This window comes from Dyadobacter koreensis (genome assembly GCF_900108855.1).
In the GTDB taxonomy this organism is placed as follows: Bacteria; Bacteroidota; Bacteroidia; order Cytophagales; family Spirosomataceae; genus Dyadobacter; species Dyadobacter koreensis.
Genome location: NZ_FNXY01000006.1, coordinates 307041 through 330158 on the forward strand (window position 1 = coordinate 307041; position 23118 = coordinate 330158).

Below are 23118 nucleotides of genomic sequence, written 5' to 3' on the forward strand. Positions count from 1 at the left end.
AGCAGTTTTATATTTTACGACATTTAAATTTCATGGATAAAAATCTTCAAATACCTGGTTTATACATCATTCGTTTCCAGACGGCACCGGTCGTGCCAGCGCCATATTCCAATTTTCAGACTATCAAGCTGAACCTTATTTCAGAGGATGATTTAAGTGTTGATTTCTCGATAAAATATCTTGATCGCGACGACATGGATGAAGAAGAAATCGTGGAAGAAGGCTTCACGATAGATGACGATTTTTTCTGGAAAGGAGCGTTGCCCGCTAACTGGATAAAGGAATTTGACACAATTTATAATTCTTCAAAAATTATCCGTCAACGGGAAGAAAAAGAATTTGAAGATTTTGTCGAAATCGAGATTGAAGAAAACGATAAGCGTGTGACTGTGTATCCGGTTGACAAAGAACGTTGGGTATATTTTCTTCAGGAATTTATGCAGGCTATCCTGGAAACTTCTGGGCGCGAAATGCCTTTCGAATTGACCTATCTTGATTACGATGCTGAGCCGAAAAGCGAAGTAGCTTTGAAAGCTTCCTTTGCGGATAAAACTTTTACTATGAGTGAAAACGGAGGCCCGTTGAAAAAGCTGGATTGGGGATTTTTACAAAAAGTAATGGATACGGTCTACCGTGCCGAATTTATATACGATAATGCTGAGGAAAAGAAACCAACAAAAAAGGGAAAATATCTTTACATCGGTGATCAGCTTTGGTATCAGCTTGGTATAGCTGTCGTTGAAACAACAGCCAAAAGCAAAGATTTGCAGCAAATTGAATCGCTGTTTTCTAAACTAGTACGGTAATCCTCCGAATGGTTTAGTACGGTTCAGCTCATTTTGAAGCTCATCAACCAGTTGCCCGATTCGATCCATGGAAGGAGAAGGATTGGGCAATTGCGAGCTTATGAAAGCTTTAACTTCCCATACTTCCAAAACGTCATGCAGTGATGCTTCGATATTTGGAATCTCCGCAATATCTGAACTTAAAAGTAAAACACCTTTTGTTTTTACCTGATTATAAGCCTTTCTGTAAAGAAAGCCTTGGTTTTTGAGTACAAATAAATAGTGTGAACCATCCTTGATGTCATACCAGTTGCGAATAAAAGTTCCTACAAGCAATGCACCCGGATACTCAAAATCCGATCCGCTTTCAAAGGCCCGGTAGTAACCTGACGGCAGATTTGGAAGCTGAAAAGACGGGAGATGTGTCAAAAATGCTGGGTTTTGGTAGTTTGTTATATACTCCATCCATTGGTTTTTACCTACCCATTGAATCGTAGGATAATTAGGTAACCGCTCCTCGCGATAGACAGGCGCGGGTTCCGGATTGATGGCATATTGATTATTAAAAACCGGCATCCGGTGGTCAGCCAGATTCGTCTGCGGAATTGATGCCTGCATCTGGCCCGGTCTGGAATGCTGAATAGGCTGGTACGCATCTCCGTTGACTGGCTTAAGTGTTACCTGCCGGGAAACCATACGTATCGACGGTTCCGGCTGCTGGTAGTGATCCATTACTTTTGAAAGTGGCTGCGGTTCCGAATAGGTTGGCATTCGAGGCGGAGCTGACGTTGCACCGGAATGCGAAACGGTCATAGGTCTTTGTCCATTAAGTGGCAAGGACATTTCAGGGGTTTCCCGGATTTTTCTAAGATCGTTTTTTAGTAAATTGTCCACAGAGATGCCAAAAGCCGCTGCCATATTCTTAAGGTTAGTAAGATTAGGGTTGGCACGCGCTTCCTCGTAAGCACCTAAAAGAGACCTCTTAATTGCGATTTTTCGTGCAAATTGCTCTTGTGTAAGGCCATTTAGCCTACGGAGATATTTTATGTTGTTGCTGACTATGCTCATGAAATAACCTTTGCGAGAAAGTTACAAAGAAATGACAAAATTTTTAGCAAAATTTAATTTGAGCAAATTGAAATGGTTTTTTATTTGAAATTAGATACATCTAATCATCTTGATATTTAGCTCTGAAACAGGCATTGAATTCAAGATAGGCGTTATTAATTGCTGTTAATTTAGGGTCAAGTATTGAGATGAACAATGAGACTTGGTTACAGTTGCCATAATATTCATCAACAAATACTAATATTGACCTTCAAAAAGTTCAAGTTATGAGCGGTAATTTCAATACTTTCCTTCACAACCTAGTTGTGTTGAACAGATTAAACAAGGCATTTTTTAAAATATTGGAGATTTAACTGGCTTTCTTCGGTTATTCAGAAAAAGTTTTTTAATCTCAACTTCAATCGACTTATTCATAATTTTCGCGTTATACTTATCAAACTTAGTAAAATTAATCTGTCTGAAAACAGGCGATATCATTCAGTCGAACTTTGAGTAAGAAAGTTATTTTCGTTAAAGCAAAAAGCGCAGAAAATTGAGTATCAATTCCCTGCGCTACAATTTTATGTAATCGAAACTATTTCAAAATATCACTTATATATCTCTTTCCTGGCAGCTTTCAGCGTATTGGTCAATAATCCACAGATTGTCATCAAACCAACTCCGCCAGGAACCGGTGTAATGAAGCTGCTTTTTGGGGCAACATCAGCAAAGTTTACGTCGCCTTTGATTGCAAAGCCACTTTTTTTCGTTGCATCTTCGACGCGTGTAATACCTACATCAATCACAACCGCGCCTTCCTTCACGTAATCCGCAGTTACGAATTCTGGTCTGCCCAATGCTACGATAAGGATATCAGCTGTTTGACATATCTCCTTAAGATTTTGAGTTTTACTATGGGTAATCGTCACCGTGCAATTTCCAGGATATTCATTACGCTGCATCAAAATGCTCATAGGCAACCCAACAATTTGGCTGCGGCCGATTACTACACAATGTTTTCCTGATGTTTCAATTCCGGCACGAATAAGCATTTCCAGAATCCCGAAAGGCGTCGCCGAAATGTATGCCGGAAGTCCTTTACACATTCTGCCAACATTAATCGGGTGGAAACCGTCCACGTCTTTCGAAGGGTCCACAGCTTCCATCACTGTGTTTTCAGAAATGTGTTTTGGCAAGGGTAACTGAACGATAAATCCATCCACATCCGGATTATTATTCAGTGACTCGACTGCTTCCAAAAGCTGAGCTTCGGTCGTTTCGGCGCCAAAACGAAGCAGGGTAGAAGTGAAGCCAATTTCTTCACAGCTACGGATTTTGGATGCAACGTATGTTTCGCTCGCACCGTCTTGTCCCACCAATATAGCTGCCAAGTGCGGTTTTTTTCCACCGGTTGAAACCCAGTTTTCAACTTCAAGTTTTATCTCTGACTTAATCTGGGCTGAAATCGCCTTTCCGTCAAGTAGTTGCATTTTTATAAAAAGGTATAATAATCGTTATTTATATGAAAGCAAGCGGATATCTGAGTCTCAGGCGTCACTTGCAATCCTGAGTTCATTTTTCAGTTTTTCCAATCCAACTGACGCTTTTTCCTGAATGAAGGTCATATTTTTTCTGAAGGAAATGTCAGGTTTGGCCGGATCAATGATGTAGATTGGGTTATAAGCATGTACATAATGCACAAGTCCGGCTGCTGGATAAACTGCCAGGGAAGTTCCGACAACTACAAAGATATCAGCTTGTTCAGCAATTTCAATCGCGACATCCATCATTGGAACAGCTTCTCCAAACCAGACAATATGCGGACGAAGCTGACTTCCCAATTCACACAAATCTCCCTTTTTTAGTTCCCAGGACGTGATATCATAGACAAGCTCAGGGTTTTTTGTGCTTTCGGATTTAAACAGTTCTCCGTGTAAATGAATCACGTTTGATGATCCGGCAACTTCATGCAGATTATCAACATTTTGTGTGATAATCTGCACGTCATAATATTTTTCGAGCTCAACCAACGAGTAATGAGCCGGATTTGGTTTTACAGAAAGGGCCTGTTTTCTCCTTTCATTATAAAACTCAAGGACGACATCCGGATTTTTGCGCCAAGCTTCCGGCGTTGCGACATCTTCAATCCGGTGATTTTCCCACAGACCGCCACTGTCGCGGAATGTACTTATTCCGCTTTCAGCACTAATTCCGGCACCGGAGAGAACAACGAGCTTTTTCATAGTTTATAAGCTTTTGGCAATTAACTTTAAGCTTTCAGTTAAAAGTAATCTTAACTTTTAGTCGTTTTTTTAGCGGCTGGTTTTTTAGCTGCTGGTTTCTTAGCTGCGGGTTTTTTAACTGCCGGTGCTTTTTCCGTTGCGGCTGCTTTTGGCGCTGCTTTTTTGAAACCACCTCGCCCGGTTGGCTTATCAGGCGTGTCGGCTGCGATCTGTAAAATTGCTTCGTAAGTCAAATCTGCGGGCTCCGTTCCTTTTGGGATTTTCAGATTCCGTTTTTCGAAGGCTACATAAGGACCATACCGACCATTAAGAACTTTCACGTCCGGATTTTCTGCAAATTCCTTGATCGTTTTATTGCTATCCGAAATTCTTTTTGTCTCGATGATTTCGATAAGTCTGTCTTCGGCAACCGTCATCGGATCGTCAGTTTTTGCCAGCGAATAGTATTTTCCTCCATGTTTTACATAAGGACCGAATTTCCCAACGCTCACAATCATTTCAGAATCTTCGAAAAGCCCGACTGTTCGTGGTAATTTAAAAAGTTCAAAGGCTTCTTCCAGCGTAATGTTTTCCATTAGCTGACCTTTTTTCAAACTTGCAAACTTCGGTTTTTCTTCGTCCTCCGCATCACCAATCTGCACATAAGGGCCATACTTACCGATCCGAACTGTTATTTTCTTACCGGTTGCAGGATCTTCGCCAAGTTCACGGGACGTAAGGCTTCTATCGATCGCTTCTTCTTCTGCTTCGCCAACCTTTTTATGGAACGGAGTATAAAAATCAGTGATCATTTTTTGCCAGGGCAGTTGTCCCTCGGCAATGTGGTCAAAGTCTTTTTCTACGCTGGCAGTAAAAGAATAATCAATAATATCTTCAAAGTGATTTACTAAAAAGTCGTTTACAACCATCCCTGTACTTGTCGGAAAAAGTTTTGACTTTTCAGTACCATATATTTCTTTAAGTACTACACTTTTTATTTCATCTTTCGCGAGTGTCATTTCCTTGTAAGCGCGTTCGGTACCGTCGCGGTCTTCCTTAATGACATACTCTCTTCTGATAATTGTAGAAATTGTAGGTGCGTATGTGGACGGACGGCCAATACCCATTTCTTCCAGTTTCTTAACAAGGCTTGCTTCCGTATAACGTGGTGGGTTACGGGTGAAACGCTCCGTTGCTTTCATGTCAGCAAGGTTCAGGACCTGGCTGATATTCAAAGGAGGAAGCATACCTTTTTGTTCCTCATCTTCGTCGTCGCTTGATTCCAGATATACCTTTAAAAAACCTTCAAATTTAATAACCTCTCCTTGTGCAACCAATTCTTCGCTGGTTGAAGAAATTCCGATCGTTGCAGTAGTTCTTTCCAGTTGTGCGTCAGCCATTTGAGAGGCAATGGCACGTTTCCAGATAAGTTCATACAAACGCTGTTCGTTCCGGTCACTGCTTCCCTGTAATGTAGAAAAATCGGTTGGGCGAATCGCTTCGTGCGCTTCCTGAGCCGACTCGTTTTTCGTTTTAAAAACCCTTTTGTTATAAAACTTGTCACCGTATTCTTTTGTGATTTGAACACGGGCTTTCTCCATCGCCTCTTCCGACAAATTCGTCGAATCGGTACGCATATAAGATATTTTACCCGCTTCGTATAGCCTCTGTGCAACGGTCATGGTTTGAAGCACGGAGAAGCTTAGCTTACGGGAAGCTTCCTGTTGTAATGTAGACGTTGTAAATGGCGGTGCGGGAGTTTTTTTAGCTGGTTTTACTTCAAGATTTTTAATCGAAAAAGTCGCCTTTATACATTTTTCCAGAAATGTAAGAGCATCTGTTTCCTGAGCAAAATTTTTGGGCAGCTCTGCGTTCAACACTTTGCCGTTTCCAAGATCAAAACGTGCCGTTACCTTAAAACTACCTTTGGCTTTGAAGGCATCGATTTCGCGTTCGCGCTCCACAATAATACGCACCGCAACGGACTGAACTCTTCCGGCGGAAAGATTGGACTTTCCTATGCGTATCTTTTTCCATAATATAGGAGAGAGTTCATAACCCACCAGACGATCCAAAATCCGGCGAGCCTGCTGAGCATTTACAAGATCAACGTCTATGACACGCGGAGTTGCAATCGCATTTTGCAAAGCTGATTTAGTGATTTCACGAAAAACAATACGCTTGGTATCGTCAGGCAACCCTAAGGCCTCTTTGAGGTGCCAAGATATGGCTTCCCCTTCACGGTCGGAGTCAGTTGCGAGCCACACTTCGGCGCCCTTCGCTAATTTCTTTAACTCATTAATGACTTTCACCTTGTCACCTGAGACTTCGTAAGACGGCTGAAAACCATTGTCTACATCGACACCCATATCATGTTCGGGAAGGTCGCGTACATGCCCAAAGCTGGATTTAACGATGAAGTCTGTCCCTAAATAATTTTCTATGGTTTTGGCCTTCGCCGGTGACTCTACGATCACCAGATTTTTTGACATAATTTTGGAATTAAGATACTAGGTGGCTCTTTGGAGCTCAAATATAGGGTAGAAAGCAGCAAAAAATCAAAGTACTCGGTAAAAGGTGTGCAAGAAACTTATTTAAGACAACTTCGGAAATGTGATATTTTATTGTTTTCAGGTCTGAGAATTAGGAGTAGAAAGAACAAAAACCAACGTTTACAGGTTATAGTATTATACGCCTAGTTCATAATGATTGTAAATAATTGCAAAAAACGAACTGTCAAAGGCGAGGTTATAAGGAATTTTGTACTTTTATGCGTTTTATTGATAACAAATAATTTGAATCGTTGAATCACTATGGCTTTTGACTTAGACATGATTAAGGGTGATTATGCCCGCATGCAAGAGCGAGTAGAAGTTGCTCGCAGAGTAGTAGGCAAACCTTTAACATTGAAAAGATTTTTATTATGAATATTTATAAGGATTACATCCAGGAAATTGAAGAAAGAAAGGCGCAGGGACTTCATCCTAAACCGATAGATGGAGCTGAATTATTAAGCGAAATCATTGCGCAAATTAAAGATGTCAACAACGAATACCGTGAAGACTCTCTCAAATTTTTTATTTACAACACATTACCAGGTACGACAAGCGCTGCCAGTGCAAAAGCCAGATTTTTAAAGGAGATCATTCTGGGGGAATCGCTGGTAGAAGAAATATCACCTGCTTTTGCATTTGAGTTATTATCTCACATGAAAGGCGGACCTTCAATTGAAGTTTTACTCGATCTTGCTCTTGGTGAAAACTTTGCTATTGCAAAAGAAGCCGGCGAAGTTCTGAAAACGCAGGTTTACCTTTATGAAGCAGATACGGACCGTCTGAAAGAGGCTTTCAAAAATGGAAACCAGGTTGCGATAGAACTTCTTGAAAGTTACGCCAAGGCTGAATTCTTTACGAAATTGCCGGAAGTACCTGAGGAGATTAAAATAGTTACGTTCATCGCCGGTGAGGGTGATATCTCAACCGACCTGCTTTCTCCAGGTAACCAGGCTCATTCGAGATCTGACCGTGAACTTCATGGCTTATGTATGATCACTCCCAAAGCCCAGCAGGAAATCAAAGCTTTACAGGAAGAACATCCTGATAAGAGCGTGATGCTGATCGCTGAGAAGGGAACGATGGGTGTGGGATCGTCGAGGATGTCAGGTGTAAACAATGTGGCGCTTTGGACTGGTAAAAGAGCAAGTCCTTATATTCCTTTTGTCAATATCGCTCCGATCGTTGGAGGTACAAATGGTATTTCTCCAATTTTTCTTACCACAGTTGATGTAACGGGTGGTATTGGTATTGATCTTAAAAACTGGGTTAAAAAAGTTGACGAAAACGGCGCAGTAGTTCGCAACGAAAATGGTGATCCTGTACTTGAAGAGGTTTATTCTGTTGCTACCGGAACGGTACTTACCATCAATACCCAGACTAAAAAGCTGTACAATGGAGATCAGGAACTGATTGATATTTCTAAGGCTCTTACGCCGCAGAAAAAAGAATTTATCAGAGCCGGAGGATCGTATGCGATTGTATTTGGTAAAAAGATCCAGACAATCGCCGCAAAGATTTTAGGCATTGAACCAACAACGGTATTTGCTCCGGCGAAAGAAATTTCTATTGAAGGACAAGGTCTGACGGCGGTTGAAAAAATCTTCAACAGAAATGCAGTTGGTATAACACCAGGGAAAGTTTTACATGCCGGCTCAGATGTTCGTGTGGAAGTTAATATTGTTGGCTCACAGGATACAACAGGCTTAATGACTGCTCAGGAGCTGGAGTCAATGGCTGCCACGGTTATTTCGCCAATCGTTGATGGTGCGTATCAATCGGGTTGTCACACGGCGTCAGTCTGGGACAAAAAAGCGCAGGCGAACATTCCTAAACTGATGAAGTTTATGAACGATTTCGGACTTATCACTGCCCGTGACCCGAAAGGTGAATATCATGCGATGACGGACGTGATTCACAAAGTTCTTAACGATATTACGATTGATGAGTGGGCGATTATCATCGGTGGAGACTCTCACACGAGGATGTCCAAAGGTGTTGCTTTTGGTGCTGACTCTGGAACAGTTGCGCTTGCATTAGCGACGGGAGAGGCATCGATGCCAATTCCTGAATCAGTTAAGGTAACGTTCAAAGGTGACATGAAAGATCACATGGATTTCCGTGATGTCGTTCATGCTACTCAGGCTCAGATGCTTCAGAAGTTTGGTGGAGAGAATGTTTTCCAGGGTAGAATCATTGAGGTTCATCTAGGAACGCTTCCTGCCGATCAGGCATTCACGTTTACTGACTGGACTGCGGAAATGAAAGCGAAAGCTTCGATCTGTATTTCTGAAGATGACACGCTGATTGAATCCTTGGAGATTGCAAAAGGCAGAATCCAGATTATGATCGATAAAGGAATGGAGAACCACAAACAGGTTCTTCAGGGATTGATAAATAAAGCCGACAAAAGAATCGCGGAAATTAAATCAGGGGAAAAACCGGCTTTGGTTCCGGATGCGAATGCGAAATATTATGCTGAGGTAGTTATTGATCTTGACATTATCGTTGAGCCAATGATCGCTGATCCGGATGTTAACAATAAAGACGTTTCCAAAAGATATACGCACGATACAATCCGTCCAATATCTTTTTATGGTGACGATAAGAAAGTTGACCTTGGGTTTGTAGGCTCCTGCATGGTGCATAAAGGAGATTTGAAAATTGTTTCCCAGATGCTTAAAAATCTGGAAGAACAACAAGGTAAAGTTGAGTTTCACGCACCTCTTGTCGTAGCAGCTCCTACCTATAACATCGTAGAAGAGCTGAAAAACGAAGGTGACTGGGATGTTTTACAAAAATACTCAGGTTTCGAATTCGACGATAACGCGCCGAAAGTCGCTGCACGTACTGAATACGAAAATATGATGTATCTTGAACGTCCGGGCTGTAACCTTTGTATGGGTAATCAGGAGAAAGCTGCCAAAGGGGATACGGTATTGGCAACTTCTACACGTCTTTTCCAGGGAAGAGTTGTTGAAGATTCGGATCGTAAAAAGGGAGAATCCCTGCTTGCGTCAACACCCGTGGTTGTTCTTTCTGCAATCCTTGGAAGAATCCCTAATATAGAAGAATATAAAGCTGCAGTGGTCGGTATTGATCTGACGAAGTTTGCACCTCCTACGAAGCAGTTAAGCAGATAATATCTGTCTTGAATCTTGGGACGCCTGGAAATACATTTCCTGGCGTCCTAAGATTCTATTGAAAAACGCGTTCAACAAAAGTCGTTGGTTCGGTTTTTGATAAGTAAATGTTTAGACATTAATTTAATTACTATGGCATTTGACTTAGATATGATCAAGGGTGTTTACGCCCGTATACAGGAAAGAGTTGAAGCTGCCCGCAGAATAGAAGGGCGGCCGTTGACTCTGGCAGAAAAAATATTATATTCTCACTTATGGGAAGGAACTCCTTCTCAGGCCTATGATAGGGGAAAATCTTACGTAGATTTTGCTCCTGACAGGGTAGCAATGCAGGATGCCACGGCGCAAATGGCACTTTTGCAATTCATGCAGGCAGGCAGACCGCAAGTGGCTGTTCCTTCAACAGTTCATTGTGATCACCTTATTCAGGCAGAAGTTGGTGCTGTAGAAGATTTACAGACTGCCAAAGATAAAAATAAAGAGGTATATGATTTTCTTGCCTCGGTATCTAATAAATATGGTATAGGATTCTGGAGACCAGGAGCAGGGATTATTCACCAGGTAGTGTTGGAAAATTATGCATTTCCCGGGGGGATGATGATCGGGACAGACTCCCACACGCCTAATGCAGGCGGTTTGGGTATGGTGGCGATCGGTGTTGGAGGTGCGGATGCGAGTGATGTGATGTCAGGATTAGCATGGGAGCTTAAAATGCCTAAGTTGATCGGTGTAAAACTGACCGGCAGATTAAACGGATGGGCTGCTCCGAAAGATGTTATTCTTTGGGTGGCAGGTCAGCTGACTGTGAAAGGTGGTACAGGTTGTATCGTGGAATATTTCGGAGAAGGTGCTGAGAGTCTTTCATGTACCGGTAAGGGCACCATCTGTAACATGGGAGCAGAGATAGGAGCTACTACTTCTATTTTCGCTTACGATGAAAAAATGGCTGCATATCTTCGTTCGACTGACCGCGCGGACGTAGCGGATGCTGCAAATGACATTGCTGGTTATTTACGGTCGGATGATGAAGTATATGCCGATCCATCTGCATACTATGACCAATTGATCGAGCTGGATCTTTCTAAACTTGAACCGCATGTAAACGGACCGTTTACCCCGGATTTGGCCTGGCCTCTTTCTAAATTCGCTACGGCAGTTAAGGAAAATGGCTGGCCGGAAGTGCTTTCGGTTGGTTTGATCGGTTCTTGTACAAACTCTTCCTATGAAGATATCAGCCGCGCTGCTTCATTAGCTCAGCAGGCTGTTGATAAAAAACTGGTTGTAACGTCAGAATATACGATCACGCCAGGTTCGGAGCAGGTTCGGTATACTGTTGACCGCGATGGTTTTCTTGATACATTTGCTCAAATCGGTGGAGTGGTGCTTGCAAATGCCTGCGGACCTTGTATTGGTCAATGGGCGCGTCATGGTGCGGAGAAAGGCGAAAAAAACTCGATCATCACTTCTTTCAACCGTAACTTCTCGAAACGGGCGGATGGAAATCCAAATACCCACTCGTTCGTGGCCTCTCCTGAAATTGTAACAGCGTTAGCAATCGCGGGTCGTCTGACTTTCAATCCGCTTACGGACACACTTGTTAATTCAGAGGGACTTACTGTTATGCTCGACGAGCCATCCGGAATGGAACTTCCTTCCAGGGGATTTGCAGTTGAAGATGCGGGTTATCAGGCTCCGGCTGAGGATGGAACGAATGTACAGGTTTTGGTTAGTCCAACCTCTGACCGATTACAATTGCTTGAACCATTTAAGGCTTGGGAAGGTACTGATCTGAAAGGACTGAAACTTTTGATTAAAGCAAAAGGTAAATGTACGACTGACCATATTTCCATGGCTGGCCCCTGGTTGAAATATCGTGGCCACCTCGACAACATTTCTAATAATATGTTGATCGGTGCGGTTAATTTTTACAACGAAAAAACGAATACTGTAAAAAATCAGCTTTCCGGAGAATACGGAGAGGTTCCGGCGGTGCAGCGTGATTACAAAGCCAATGGCATCGGAACGATCGTGGTAGGAGATGAAAATTATGGCGAGGGATCGTCACGTGAGCATGCAGCTATGGAGCCTCGGTTCCTGGGTGCACGGGCAATTCTTGTAAAATCGTTTGCCCGTATTCACGAAACGAACCTAAAAAAACAAGGTATGCTGGCATTGACTTTCGCTGATCCGGCTGACTATGACAAAATACAGGAAGACGATACGATTGATATTATTGGATTGGAAACGTTCGCCCCCGGTGTTCAGTTGACCATTATTTTGCATCATTCAGATGGTTCAACCGAATCATTCCCTGTTAACCATACGTATAATGAACAACAAATAGAATGGTTTAAGGAGGGTTCTGCATTGAATATCATCCGTAAATCAGTGAACGCATAATTTGAAATTAAGATAGTTTTAAAACAGAAAAGCTCTCAACCAGAGAGCTTTTCTGTTTTAAACAAATTGGAATTATCTGATCGTATCCTGTATCACCGGAACGTTCAGTTCTACTTTCACCAGCTCTCCGACGCCTTTTTTTAAAAGATTAAAATCGTTCCGGTTAATCTCAAATATACCTTTGAATACCCCGATCTGACCCGTCTGGTCAAATGTAAAGGGAAATGAGATTTCTTTGCTGATGTCTTTAATTGTCAACAAGCCCGTAACAGTAAATGCAGTATCTGATTTTACAACATTCGAAGATTTAAAACGAATTTCCGGATAATGTTCAGCATCGAAGAAATCTTCTGCAAGCGCATGTTTGTTTTTCATGCCAATTCCTGTATCAATCGTTTTTACATCAACAGCAACATCAAATTTTGACTCTGCAAACCTGATCGTGTCAAAATGAATGGTGCCTGTTAACCCCCTGAAACTCCCTTTTGCCCCTTTCGTTTTGAAAGTAAGCGAATAGGCGTTTTCCTTTATTTGCCAACCAGGAAGTATGTTCGATATAAACGATACACACAATAAAAAAATGCCGTAGAATAAAATCGATTTGTTTTTCATAGCTTTTCAGTCAAGCTGCAAAATTGAAAACAGAAATTGTCAAATCAGCGCTCTGACATCGAAAATTAGCAAGCGGCAACTGCTTCAACATATACTTGAATTTTATGTTACCCGACAAAATAATAATTGTTTCCTTTATCTTTTTGGTTAGGAAGAAATTATTAGTTTTGTAGAGTGATTGGTCAGTCAGGGAACAGCACTGATCATTGCCCTTCAAATTTTACATCAATGAGAAAACGAGTTATAAAAATGTTATTGATACTAGTTGCACTGACGGCTCTCGTCGTTATCTCCGTTTATATTTTTTTACAACAACCCAAGTTTGGAAAAACGCCATCTGGCTCGCGCCAGGCCAGAATTGAGAAATCTCAAAATTTTAAAGACGGGCAGTTTCAAAACCTGAACTTCACACCGGATCTGGCAGAAGGTGTAAGTTATTTCAAAGTTTTGAAGGAATTTATATTTAATAAAAGCAAAAATGCAAAACCAGCGTCTGCATTGCCTTCTGTGCATTCAGATTTGCTACACTTAAATCCAGCGCAAGACATTCTGGTATGGTTCGGCCATTCTTCCTACTTCATGCAGATTGATGGCAAGACAATGCTGGTAGATCCTGTATTCAGCGGGTCCGCTTCACCCGTTAAATTCACCACAAGGAGTTTTCCCGGCAGTGACGTTTATTCAGTTGAGGACTTTCCGGAAATCGATTTTCTTTTTATTTCCCATGATCACTGGGACCACCTTGATTTTGAAACGGTGACGAAGTTAAAATCAAAAGTCAAAAGAATTATCACCGGACTTGGAACAGGGCAGCATTTTGAAACCTGGGGATTTGATATGGCGAAGGTCGAAGAAAAGGATTGGAATGAAGCCGTCGATCTTGGAGATGGATTCACGGTGAATATCACGCAGGGACGACATTTTTCAGGACGTGGCTTGTCGAGAAACCGCGCGATGTGGGTGTCATTTGTGCTTCGGACTCCTTCCAAAAAAATGTTTCTCGGAGGAGATTCAGGATATGATACGCATTTTAAATCAATTGGAGAAAAATTTGGTCCGTTTGATCTGGTACTATTGGAATGCGGGCAGTATAACAAGAATTGGAAGTATATTCACATGATGCCGGAAGAGGTTGTGCAGGCGGCAGAAGACCTAAAAGCCAAAAAGTTGATGCCGGTTCACTGGGCGAAATTTGAACTCGCGCAACACGCCTGGGACGAGCCGATTATTCGGGTATCTGCCGCAAGTAAGCTCAGAAATATTCCGCTGGTAACGCCGATGATCGGAGAGGTCGTCAATCTGGATGAAGACAAAATATTTAGCCCCTGGTGGGAAAAAGTTAAATAATCTAAAAATAACAAAAGGCTGATGTACTAACGTCAGCCTTTTTCGTTGTTTTCGTAAACATCTGCCTCATGTATACGCTGTTGCTTTCCAGTTTGTTATGGATTTATCCGCAAATTCCTGTATCCGTACACGATGACATTTTTGTTATGTTAAGATGTTATAACCAGCATAATGCATCTGGTCTTCCCGGAAAAGTCAGTGCCATTTTTAAAAAAAGCCAACGGATACTGGGGCAAAGCAATGAGTCGGGAATTCTTTTACTGCATATCCCTGATTCAACAAGATACCTTTTGTTTGAAGCGGAGGGTTATGTAACGTCAAAGATGGCGGTAAGTCTTTCAGGGAAAATTGAAAAGGGTACCGAGTTCAATCTGGCTATACCCTTCGTACTGAAAGATTCTGTTAATGCTGCAATAATAACACCTCAGAACTTATTATCACTCTCCTTCGATATAACCGAAAATGAAAGTTTAGGTTTTCTGATGCGCAATACAAACGTCTCTTCCAGATCCAATTATAGTTTTAGTATTCCAAAGGGGTTGCATCCGTTTTTTTTAAATGATGTTTTACCAGGCACTTATAATATGGATGCCTCTGATCGTAAGGGACTTTTAAAAAGAGAAAAAATTGAGATAAACCCCGGTATTAACTTTAAAGCTATCCATGTTGAAAAACGGAAATATTTGCCAGGAGATTCACTAATGGCTTCCGCAGTTTCATTGAACTCCCTAAAAAGCGCCGGAAAAACTATTTATTTTAATCAGAGCAGTTATGAATTAAGACCTGAGGCCAAGATTGAACTAGACTCAATTTCGTTACTTCTAAATAAAAAATCCGAATTGCTGGCTATTGTTACGGGCTTTACAGACAATGTGGGAAGGAGAGATCTGAATATGGCCCTGGCGGAATACCGGGCCAGGGTTGTCATTAATTACCTGAAACAGAAAGGCGTGAAACCACAGCAAACTACTGCAAAATGGAAAGGCCCGGATCTTGCTGCTGCACCCAGTGATTCTCATGAAAATAAAGAAAAAAACAGACGTGTTGAGATAGAGTTAATTACTAAATAATCGATCAGATGTAGATCTGGTACTGCAAAAATTATAACAATCCAACGAACCTCTATAATTAAATAGTAGTTTTAAATATTTGTTTAAATTATACATTTAAACATTTGCAAGTTTGAATTTAATTGAACACCTTTGAATCGTAATTACAAAAGCAGTTAAAAGGATAGTCAGTGAAGTGTATAAGCAGTAAGCCAAGTGAAGAGCGGATTAAGGAGGCAGCAAGGAAAGTTTTCTTGAAAAAGGGTTTCGATGGGACCACTTCAAGAGACATTGCTGAGGAGGCAGATATGAATATTGCGCTTACGAACTACTATTTCCGGAGTAAAGAAAAATTATTTTTGGAGATTTTTAAAGATTTGCTGAATCTCTATTTTCAAAACACACTGGATATTTTAAATAAAGATCTTGATTTCAAATCTAAGATTTACGAAACGATTGATCATACATTTGAAATGGTCAGTAAGGAGCCGGATCTTTGTAATTTTATTGTGAATGAGGTTCATAGATCACCTGAACGCCTCGTTCCGGATATCAATTTTGTGCGCCAGGTCAGACATACAAAGTTTGGCGAGCAGCTTGAAGAAGAGATAAAAAAAGGAAATATCCGTCCTATCGGTATAGAGAATATTTTGCCGATGCTTTGCGGTTATATCCAGTTTATTTTCATGGGAAAAAGTATGCACATGAGGATTTTCGAGATTGGTGAGCATGAGTTCGATGCTTACGCGAAAGATCACAAGGAAAGAATTAAGGAGATGATTATTTGCTATCTGTACAACTGATATTTTTTTGCCCCGATTTTAAACAAACATTTAAAATAAATATTTATTTAAATTACCCAAGATGAAATTTTCATTTCACTATGCATTACTGTTTGTCGTGCTGATGACAACACGTGTGCAAGCCCAGCAACATAATCTCGAACAGCTGGTAGAACTAGCCATGAAAAATAATTATAGTATCCAGTCTTCCATGCTGGATGAAGCAAAGACGAATGCTAAAATCGACGAGGTGAAGTCAAATCTTTTACCTTCCCTAAATGTGACAGGTGACTATAAGCGCTATTTCAAAATTCCTGGTCAGGTTGTCCCTGCCAGTGCGTTCGGCGGGCCGGAAGGAACTTATAGCACTTTGGCCTTTGGACTTCCTTATAATTTGTCAACTTCTGCACAAGTGACTCAGACACTGTTCAATCCGTCTGTCAAATACGCGCTGAAAGCGGCTGATTTGAACAGAGATCTGACGTCTCTCACTACTGTAAAAACAAAGGAAGACATCGCATACAACGTTACAGATGCTTATTATAATCTGGTAACTGTTGTTCAGCAAATGGCTTTTTTAGATAGTAACCTCATTTCAACCGACAGACTTTATAAGGTTACAGATTTACTATATCAAAATCAGTTGGCCCAGCGTGTGGATAAGGACAGGATTCTCATCAACAAAACGGCTACGGAAACGCAGCTGAAAACGTTAAAGAATTCGTATGCTCAATTGGTTAATCTGCTGAAATTTTATACCGGAATTCCTCAATCTGATTCGTTGCGTATAGAGATACAGGTTAAAGACGTTTTACTTCCTTCACAAGCAGATAAAAGTGGTTTTCGCCGTACTGATATTACGCTTTTGGAGCGTCAGAAAGACTTAAATGTTTTACAGGATAAGAATTTAAAGTCGGGTTATCTGCCAACCGTAAATGCCTATGGTGTTGCGAACCTTACCTATTTTGGAAAAGGCGGAGAAAATTCAGTGTTTAAGCAGGTTCCGGGATACTGGGCCGGGCTGCAATTAAACTGGAATGTTTTCGATGGAATGGCAAGGAAAGCACAAAGGACTCAGAACAGAATCGACAACGAGAAGCTTTCTGTTCAATTAAAACAGCTCGAACAATCCATTGAAATGGAGGAGATCAATGCACGGAACAAATTCGCCGTCGAACAGCAAAATATCAATTCTAAAAACGAACAAGTCGCGCTTGCGAGCCGCGTTTACAAACAAATTCAGCTGCAGTTCAAAGAAGGAATTGTATCGCTTTCAGATGTGATCCAGTCAGAGCAAACCTTGCTGGATACCCAAAGTAATTATCTGACTTCGTTGGTTCAGCTACTTCAGGCTGAGCTGGAATGGAAGAAAGCAACCGGTTCTTTATTGACAAATATTTCAAAATAGTTAGCTAATAATCTCAATATCAAAAGTATGAAACGCCTTTTAATATTTGTTGCAATCATCGCGGTTTTGGGCCTCACTGCGGCAAAGCTTTTGAATAATAAGGAAGCTACTGAAGCCAAAGTTTACCAGCCGGATCCTAACCTGAAAGTAGGTGTGAGGACAGCCGTTGCTGAAATGCGGAATATGTCTCAGGATACCAAATTTCTGGGTTCATTTTCTCCGAACAGACAGATAGAAATACGTCCGCTTGCCGGAGGAGAAATTGTAAAATTAAATATTCAGGAAGGTCAGCATGTTAGTGCTGGTCAGCTTCTTGCCAAATTAGATGACGACCAGCTTCGTTTTCAGGTTGAGGCTTTGCAGGTAACATTAGAAGGGTATCAAAATGATTTGAAACGTTATGAAGTTTTAGTGAAAGGCGATGCAGTTCCGGCTGTGAATATTGAGAGAACGCAACTGAGTATCCGCGGGACGCAGGCCCAAATAAAACAGCTGAACAAGCAGATTGCCAATACGAGCATTACAGCACCTTTTTCTGGAATTATTACTTCCAAACTGGTTGAAAAAGGATCAGTTGTTTCCATTGGTACGCCAATGGCAGAAATTACAGACATCGCTTCTTTAAAACTGGTTGTAAATGTTCCGGAAAAAGCAGTGAACCAGTTCCGCCTGGGACAGACAATTACAGTACAGACGGAGGTATATCCCGATGCGAAATTTCAGGGAAAAGTTTCAATGGTTGGTGCGCAGGGTGATGAAGCGCATAATTATCCGGTTGAAATAACTGTACAAAATACCACAAATAATCCCTTAAAAGCAGGAATGTATGGTTCGATTGCAAACTCGAACGAGCTGAAAGGCGAATCGCTTGCGATACCCCGTCAGGCCATTATGGGTTCTGCAAAAGAGCCGCAGGTTTATGTCGTGGAAAATGGGAAGGCAGTTTTAAAAAGCGTGATGATCGGTGTGGCGACAAACGAGTTTTATGAAATTACGAAAGGTCTGAAAGCAGGTGATCAGGTTGTGACCAGCGGTCAGATCAATTTGCAAAACGGAACGCTCGTATCAGCTCAGTAAACCTCATTCTCAAAAGAATAAATTATGAAATTTATTGAATCCATAATCAAACGTCCGTCGATGATTATCGTGCTTTTCGCGATCCTCGCCATCGGCGGTATATTTTCCTACCGATTGCTGAGTTACGAATTATTACCGGAATTTTCGGTTCCTATTGTCACGATCACAACGCTTTATCCTGGCGCTGCGCCGTCGGAAGTGGAGTCTGAAATCAGCAAGAAAATTGAAGATGCGGTATCGGGGCTGGATAATATTGATGATGTCACTTCCAAATCTTATGAAAGTGCTTCGTTGGTCATCGTTCAGTTAAAACCGGGCACGGATATCGACAAGGCATTGGAAGATGCGCAGCGTGATATTAACAACATGGTAAGCGATTTGCCGGACGACGCGGAAACGCCTTCTCTGTCAAAAATTTCTCCAAGTGACCAGCCGATCATGCAGCTTCTGGCAACTTCCTCACTTCCCAATGAAGTTTTTTATCAACAGGTTGAAGACAAATATTTGCCCGTTATCCAACAGATTGCCGGTGTTGCAGAGATCAATATGGTGGGAGGGGATCAGCGGGAAATCCGTGTCAATGTAAATGATGATAAGCTGAAATATTATGGTTTGTCGCTCTTGCAGGTTACGCAGGTGATCAATCAGGCCAATCTTGATTTTCCGACAGGAAAAGTAAAAAGTTCTTCTGAAAATATGACGCTTCGTTTGGCTGGAAAATTCAGCTCAGTCGATGATATCCGGAATCTTGTAATTTCGACATCCAAACAAGGAAGCCAGATTCGTGTAGGTGATGTGGCCGATATTACGGACGGTTTAGGAGAAACGGAAAGTATTAGCCGTTACAACGGACAAAACGGTATCGGGCTTTTTATTAAAAAACAATCGGATGCCAACGCCGTAGAGATCAGCCGTCTTGTTCAGTTAAAATTATCAGAAATTGAAAAGGCAAATGCGAAGGATAAAGTCCATTTCGCGATCGCTTATGACAGCAGCATTTTTACGCTCGAATCTGTGGAAGCGGTAACGCACGACCTCGTACTTGCAGTAGTTCTGGTGGCCGCAGTGATGTTGCTTTTCCTGCATAGTTTTAGAAATGCGTTCATCGTAATGGTTTCTGTACCCGCATCTCTGGTGTCTGCATTTTTATTCATGTACGTCATGGGTTATTCGCTGAACCTGATGACGTTGCTAGCTCTTTCGCTGGTGATTGGTATCCTTGTTGATGACTCGATCGTGGTTTTGGAAAATATCCAGCGACATCTGGAAATGGGCAAAAACCGTTGGCAGGCAACGATTGATGGTGTGACAGAAATTGGTTTTGCAGCACTGGCTATTACCCTGGTGATCGTCGTTGTTTTTGTTCCGATTACGATGGTAAATTCAGTTATCGCAGATCTTCTGCGCCAGTTTTCTCTGACAGTTGCCTTTGCGACGATGATCAGTTTGCTGGTGAGCTTTACACTTACGCCGTGGATGACCTCCAATATGGCGCGTATCGAACATCTTGATCCGAAAAATCCATTTCAACGTTTTTTACTTTGGTTTGAAAAACAACTGACTGCGCTGACGGCCTGGTATCATGGAAGTCTGGAATGGGTGTTAAGCCATAAATTGATTTTCACCGGTGGACTTATCGCACTTTTTGTAGTTACAGGCTGGGTAATGGGGCTAGGGATTATTGGTCAGGAATTCGTTGCACAAGGCGATCAGGGTAAATTTTTGTTGACGATGAAACTGGATAAAAGCGCATCGTTACAACAAAATAACCTGACTGCCCGGCGTGTTGAAGAATATTTGAGAAAAAAACCTGATGTGACTACCATTTTTGCCAACGTCGGTGGGGCAAGTACAGGTATGAACAGTTCCGGTCAAGGAGAAACGAACAGGACAGAATTGACCGTCGAGCTGAGGCCAGTGGAAGAACGCGAAGGCTTAGTCCCGACAGAAAAATATATGCTGGATGTTCGGAAAGAGCTTGAAAAGCAGTTTGCTGGCATTGAATTCAATTCAGCGATTGTGGGTATGGTAAATTCAGGATCCGCTCCGATTGAGATATTTTTAGCAGGAAATGACCTGAAAGAAATTCTGGCTTCGGCAGATAATCTGGCTAATCGCTTGAAAAAAACACCTGGCGCTAACGACGTGAATGTTTCGGTTGAATCCGGAAATCCGGAAGTAAGAGTTGACATTGATCGTGAAAAAATGGCTCGGCTGGGATTGAGTATTCAAACCGTGGGAGCTACGATGCAGAATGCTTTTGCAGGAAACGACGACTCTAAATTTCGGGATGGGGGAGAAGATTATGATATCCGGATTATGCTTGATGCGTTTGACCGTAAAGATCCGGACGATGTAAAACACATCACATTTTTCAGCCCTTCGGCCAGTCGCCCGGTTCGTCTGGAAGAATTTGCAGACGTGACGTTGAGCACCGGCCCATCCGTTTTGGAAAGAAAAAATCGTCGCTCATCTGTTACCGTTACTGCAAATACGCTGGGAATTGGGTCGGGAACTTTGGTGGCGAATATTCAGGCGGATCTTGCAAAAAATCCACTTCCTGCCGGCGTGACGATCACATGGGGCGGTGATGCAAAAAACCAGAGTGAAGGTTTTGGATCATTGGGATTAGCTATGCTGGCCGGGTTGTTCCTGGTTTATTTTATCATGGTTTTACTTTACGACAGCTTCATTTATCCGTTCGTGGTACTTTTTTCTATTCCCGTAGCCGTGATCGGTGCCTTGCTTGCCCTTGCGTTATCATCTTCAAATATTGGGATCTTCGCGATGCTCGGTATGCTGATGCTGATCGGTCTGGTAGTAAAAAACGCCATTTTAATTGTGGATTTTGCTAACCAGCAAAAGGAACTCGGAGTACCGTTCAGGAAGGCTATCCTTAATGCTGGTGAAGAACGTTTGCGTCCGATTCTGATGACTACAATTGCCATGGTGATTGGTATGATTCCTATCGCGACAGCTTCCGGAGCTGGTGCAGAATGGAAAAATTCGCTGGCCTGGGTGTTGATCGGCGGACTTACAAGTTCAATGGTACTGACTATTTATCTCGTTCCAATGGCTTATTATCTGGCCGATAGACTAGGTGAAAAATGGAAGTCTTTCCGTTCAAAATCTAAACCGGAAACCGCTGTGGCGTCCGTTGTCCAGTAATTTTTTAATGTCGTAAAAATGAAAGAGCAACTATTTCAATTACTCAGCATGGCGTCGGGATTGCCGGTGTCATCAATATCCAGAGATTCCCATTTGACGAAAGATCTTGGCTTCGACAGCCTCGATACAATTGATCTTGTCTTGCAAATGGAAGACCAGTTTCATATAGCCATACCGGATGAAGACTATGAAAAACTTCAGACAGTAAGCCAGATTGAACATTACTTATCGGAGAAACAGCTGGCGTCAGCCTGAAACGAAATCGATAATGAAAATAATAATTGTTGGCGGCGGGTTTGCAGGCGTCAGGCTCGCCCTGTCGCTGGCGCACAACATCAAATTTCAGGTTAAACTGGTAGATAAAAACAGCTATAATTTCTTTCCGCCTTTTTTGTATCAGGTTGCTTCGAAATTTTTCGAGCCTTTCCAAATCAGTAGTCCTTTCCTGGAATTATTTTCAGGAAAGGAAAATTTGAGTTTTCAAAAGGGAGAGCTTCAGCGTATCGAACCGACTGAAAACCAGATTATATTAGATAACGGGACGCTGGATTACGACTATCTGGTATTAGCCACCGGAATGGAAGCTGACTTTTCCGGAGTGAAAAATATTGAAGAAAATGCATTTTTAATGAGGACCGTTGATGATGCAATGGCTTTGCGTAAAAGGCTTTTGCTGCAAATTGTAAAAGTCTCCGGAATGATGGAAATAGATGAGTTTCGTCGAATAATGACTTTCGTAGTCGCGGGAGGTGGCCCATCAGGTGTTGAAATGGCAGCTTTGCTGGCGGACCTCAAAAGGGACATATTTAAAATCTCATACCCGCAACTGCCAGCCGATTGGTGCGAAATTTACCTGATTCAAAAAGATTCTGTTTTATTACCAACCATATCGGATAGGTCGAGGCAACATTCATTTAAATTTCTTCAAGACCGTGGCGTAAAAATTCTCTTGAATACCAGCGTTCAGGATTTCCGGGATGGTGAAGTTATTCTATCTTCCGGAGCCGTGATACAGACAGAAAATTTGATCTGGACGGCCGGAATAAAAGGAAGAAAATTTAAGGGATTGGCTGATGAGGTGTTTGGAAAACAAGATAGGATCAGAGTTGATGGTTATCACAAGGTCGTTGGGACCTACAATATTTTCGCTATCGGTGACATTTGTCTTGAAACGGATTCTGCTGAATATCCAGAGGGGCATCCGCAAGTAGCACAGGTGGCAATACAACAAGGGGAAAACCTCGCAAGGAATTTCCAGCTGATGGCGGAGCAAAAGGGACTAGGAAAATTTATCTATAAAGATCCTGGAATTTCCCTGTTAACGGGTCGTATGAAAGCGGTTGTTGGCTGGAATAAATTTAACATTCACCTGACTGGAAAAATAGCCTGGGTGGCAAATATTTTTCTGCATTGGTATCCGATGACGGGTCATGTGAACAGATACAAGATGGCTTTTTACGGTATCAGATCGTATTTATTTAAACATCAGTCTTTGGGAAAAATGGATTAACGGCGAAACAATTTGA

The 23118-nt window shown here is 41.9% G+C and carries 16 protein-coding genes; 11 read left to right on the top strand and 5 right to left on the bottom strand.

The window, feature by feature from the left end:
* Positions 1–32: 32 nt before the first annotated feature.
* Complete coding sequence (locus tag BMY70_RS20015; RefSeq protein WP_090338060.1) at positions 33–806, top strand: hypothetical protein; 774 nt, start codon at positions 33–35, stop codon at positions 804–806.
* On the opposite strand, the gene BMY70_RS20020 is transcribed toward BMY70_RS20015, so the two are convergent.
* The 4 genes from BMY70_RS20020 to topA form a co-directional block, all read right to left on the bottom strand.
* Positions 795–1853, bottom strand: coding sequence for a helix-turn-helix transcriptional regulator (locus BMY70_RS20020; protein WP_090338061.1), 1059 nt, complete (start codon positions 1851–1853; stop codon positions 795–797). The genes BMY70_RS20015 and BMY70_RS20020 overlap by 12 nt on opposite strands.
* Positions 1854–2440: 587 nt before the next feature.
* Complete coding sequence (locus tag BMY70_RS20025) at positions 2441–3322, bottom strand: bifunctional 5,10-methylenetetrahydrofolate dehydrogenase/5,10-methenyltetrahydrofolate cyclohydrolase (RefSeq protein WP_090338062.1); 882 nt, start codon at positions 3320–3322, stop codon at positions 2441–2443.
* A gap of 57 nt (positions 3323–3379) precedes the next feature.
* Positions 3380–4075 carry an SIR2 family NAD-dependent protein deacylase gene (locus tag BMY70_RS20030; protein ID WP_090338063.1) on the bottom strand — a complete coding sequence of 232 codons (696 nt, stop codon included), beginning with the start codon at positions 4073–4075 and terminating at the stop codon, positions 3380–3382.
* A gap of 50 nt (positions 4076–4125) precedes the next feature.
* The gene (topA, locus tag BMY70_RS20035) at positions 4126–6546 is read right to left on the bottom strand and encodes a type I DNA topoisomerase (protein ID WP_090338064.1); all 2421 of its coding nucleotides are present in this window, start codon (positions 6544–6546) and stop codon (positions 4126–4128) included.
* Positions 6547–6977: 431 nt separating this feature from the next.
* Here topA and BMY70_RS20040 point away from each other — a divergent pair, with 431 nt between their 5' ends.
* On the top strand, positions 6978–9749 hold the full coding sequence (locus BMY70_RS20040; protein ID WP_090338065.1) for a bifunctional aconitate hydratase 2/2-methylisocitrate dehydratase: 2772 nt from the start codon (positions 6978–6980) through the stop codon (positions 9747–9749).
* A 132-nt stretch (positions 9750–9881) separates the two neighbouring features.
* Positions 9882–12149 carry an aconitate hydratase gene (locus BMY70_RS20045; protein WP_090338066.1) on the top strand — a complete coding sequence of 756 codons (2268 nt, stop codon included), beginning with the start codon at positions 9882–9884 and terminating at the stop codon, positions 12147–12149.
* A 72-nt stretch (positions 12150–12221) separates the two neighbouring features.
* Here BMY70_RS20045 and BMY70_RS20050 read toward each other — a convergent pair whose 3' ends face one another.
* The gene (locus BMY70_RS20050; protein ID WP_090338067.1) at positions 12222–12761 is read right to left on the bottom strand and encodes a YceI family protein; all 540 of its coding nucleotides are present in this window, start codon (positions 12759–12761) and stop codon (positions 12222–12224) included.
* Positions 12762–12989: 228 nt separating this feature from the next.
* Here BMY70_RS20050 and BMY70_RS20055 point away from each other — a divergent pair, with 228 nt between their 5' ends.
* The 8 genes from BMY70_RS20055 to BMY70_RS20090 all read left to right on the top strand — a co-directional run bounded on the left by BMY70_RS20055 (position 12990) and on the right by BMY70_RS20090 (position 23102).
* A complete protein-coding gene (locus BMY70_RS20055) occupies positions 12990–14108 on the top strand; it encodes an MBL fold metallo-hydrolase (RefSeq protein ID WP_090338068.1) in 1119 nt (372 codons plus the stop codon).
* Between the two features lie 68 nt (positions 14109–14176).
* A complete protein-coding gene (locus BMY70_RS20060; protein ID WP_090338069.1) occupies positions 14177–15178 on the top strand; it encodes an OmpA family protein in 1002 nt (333 codons plus the stop codon).
* A 170-nt stretch (positions 15179–15348) separates the two neighbouring features.
* The gene (locus tag BMY70_RS20065) at positions 15349–15960 is read left to right on the top strand and encodes a TetR/AcrR family transcriptional regulator (RefSeq protein WP_090338070.1); all 612 of its coding nucleotides are present in this window, start codon (positions 15349–15351) and stop codon (positions 15958–15960) included.
* Between the two features lie 61 nt (positions 15961–16021).
* Complete coding sequence (locus BMY70_RS20070) at positions 16022–17347, top strand: TolC family protein (protein WP_090338071.1); 1326 nt, start codon at positions 16022–16024, stop codon at positions 17345–17347.
* Between the two features lie 27 nt (positions 17348–17374).
* A complete protein-coding gene (locus BMY70_RS20075; RefSeq protein ID WP_090338072.1) occupies positions 17375–18424 on the top strand; it encodes an efflux RND transporter periplasmic adaptor subunit in 1050 nt (349 codons plus the stop codon).
* Positions 18425–18448: 24 nt separating this feature from the next.
* Positions 18449–21592: an efflux RND transporter permease subunit gene (locus BMY70_RS20080; protein WP_090338073.1), complete on the top strand. Its 3144-nt coding sequence runs from the start codon at positions 18449–18451 to the stop codon at positions 21590–21592.
* An 18-nt stretch (positions 21593–21610) separates the two neighbouring features.
* Positions 21611–21847, top strand: a complete 237-nt coding sequence (locus tag BMY70_RS20085) for an acyl carrier protein (RefSeq protein WP_090338074.1) — start codon at positions 21611–21613, stop codon at positions 21845–21847.
* Between the two features lie 13 nt (positions 21848–21860).
* Positions 21861–23102 carry an NAD(P)/FAD-dependent oxidoreductase gene (locus BMY70_RS20090; protein ID WP_090338075.1) on the top strand — a complete coding sequence of 414 codons (1242 nt, stop codon included), beginning with the start codon at positions 21861–21863 and terminating at the stop codon, positions 23100–23102.
* The last annotated feature ends 16 nt before the right edge of the window (positions 23103–23118 follow it).

Coding starts and splice junctions, on each gene's coding strand:
- BMY70_RS20015 (WP_090338060.1), top strand. CDS start 33: ATGGATAAAAATCTTCAAATACCTGGTTTATACATCATTCGTTTCCAG.
- BMY70_RS20085 (WP_090338074.1), top strand. CDS start 21,611: ATGAAAGAGCAACTATTTCAATTACTCAGCATGGCGTCGGGATTGCCG.
- BMY70_RS20025 (WP_090338062.1), bottom strand. CDS start 3,322: ATGCAACTACTTGACGGAAAGGCGATTTCAGCCCAGATTAAGTCAGAG.
- BMY70_RS20045 (WP_090338066.1), top strand. CDS start 9,882: ATGGCATTTGACTTAGATATGATCAAGGGTGTTTACGCCCGTATACAG.
- BMY70_RS20090 (WP_090338075.1), top strand. CDS start 21,861: ATGAAAATAATAATTGTTGGCGGCGGGTTTGCAGGCGTCAGGCTCGCC.
- BMY70_RS20075 (WP_090338072.1), top strand. CDS start 17,375: ATGAAACGCCTTTTAATATTTGTTGCAATCATCGCGGTTTTGGGCCTC.
- BMY70_RS20070 (WP_090338071.1), top strand. CDS start 16,022: ATGAAATTTTCATTTCACTATGCATTACTGTTTGTCGTGCTGATGACA.
- BMY70_RS20020 (WP_090338061.1), bottom strand. CDS start 1,853: ATGAGCATAGTCAGCAACAACATAAAATATCTCCGTAGGCTAAATGGC.
- BMY70_RS20050 (WP_090338067.1), bottom strand. CDS start 12,761: ATGAAAAACAAATCGATTTTATTCTACGGCATTTTTTTATTGTGTGTA.
- BMY70_RS20030 (WP_090338063.1), bottom strand. CDS start 4,075: ATGAAAAAGCTCGTTGTTCTCTCCGGTGCCGGAATTAGTGCTGAAAGC.
- BMY70_RS20060 (WP_090338069.1), top strand. CDS start 14,177: ATGTATACGCTGTTGCTTTCCAGTTTGTTATGGATTTATCCGCAAATT.
- BMY70_RS20080 (WP_090338073.1), top strand. CDS start 18,449: ATGAAATTTATTGAATCCATAATCAAACGTCCGTCGATGATTATCGTG.
- BMY70_RS20040 (WP_090338065.1), top strand. CDS start 6,978: ATGAATATTTATAAGGATTACATCCAGGAAATTGAAGAAAGAAAGGCG.
- topA (WP_090338064.1), bottom strand. CDS start 6,546: ATGTCAAAAAATCTGGTGATCGTAGAGTCACCGGCGAAGGCCAAAACC.
- BMY70_RS20055 (WP_090338068.1), top strand. CDS start 12,990: ATGAGAAAACGAGTTATAAAAATGTTATTGATACTAGTTGCACTGACG.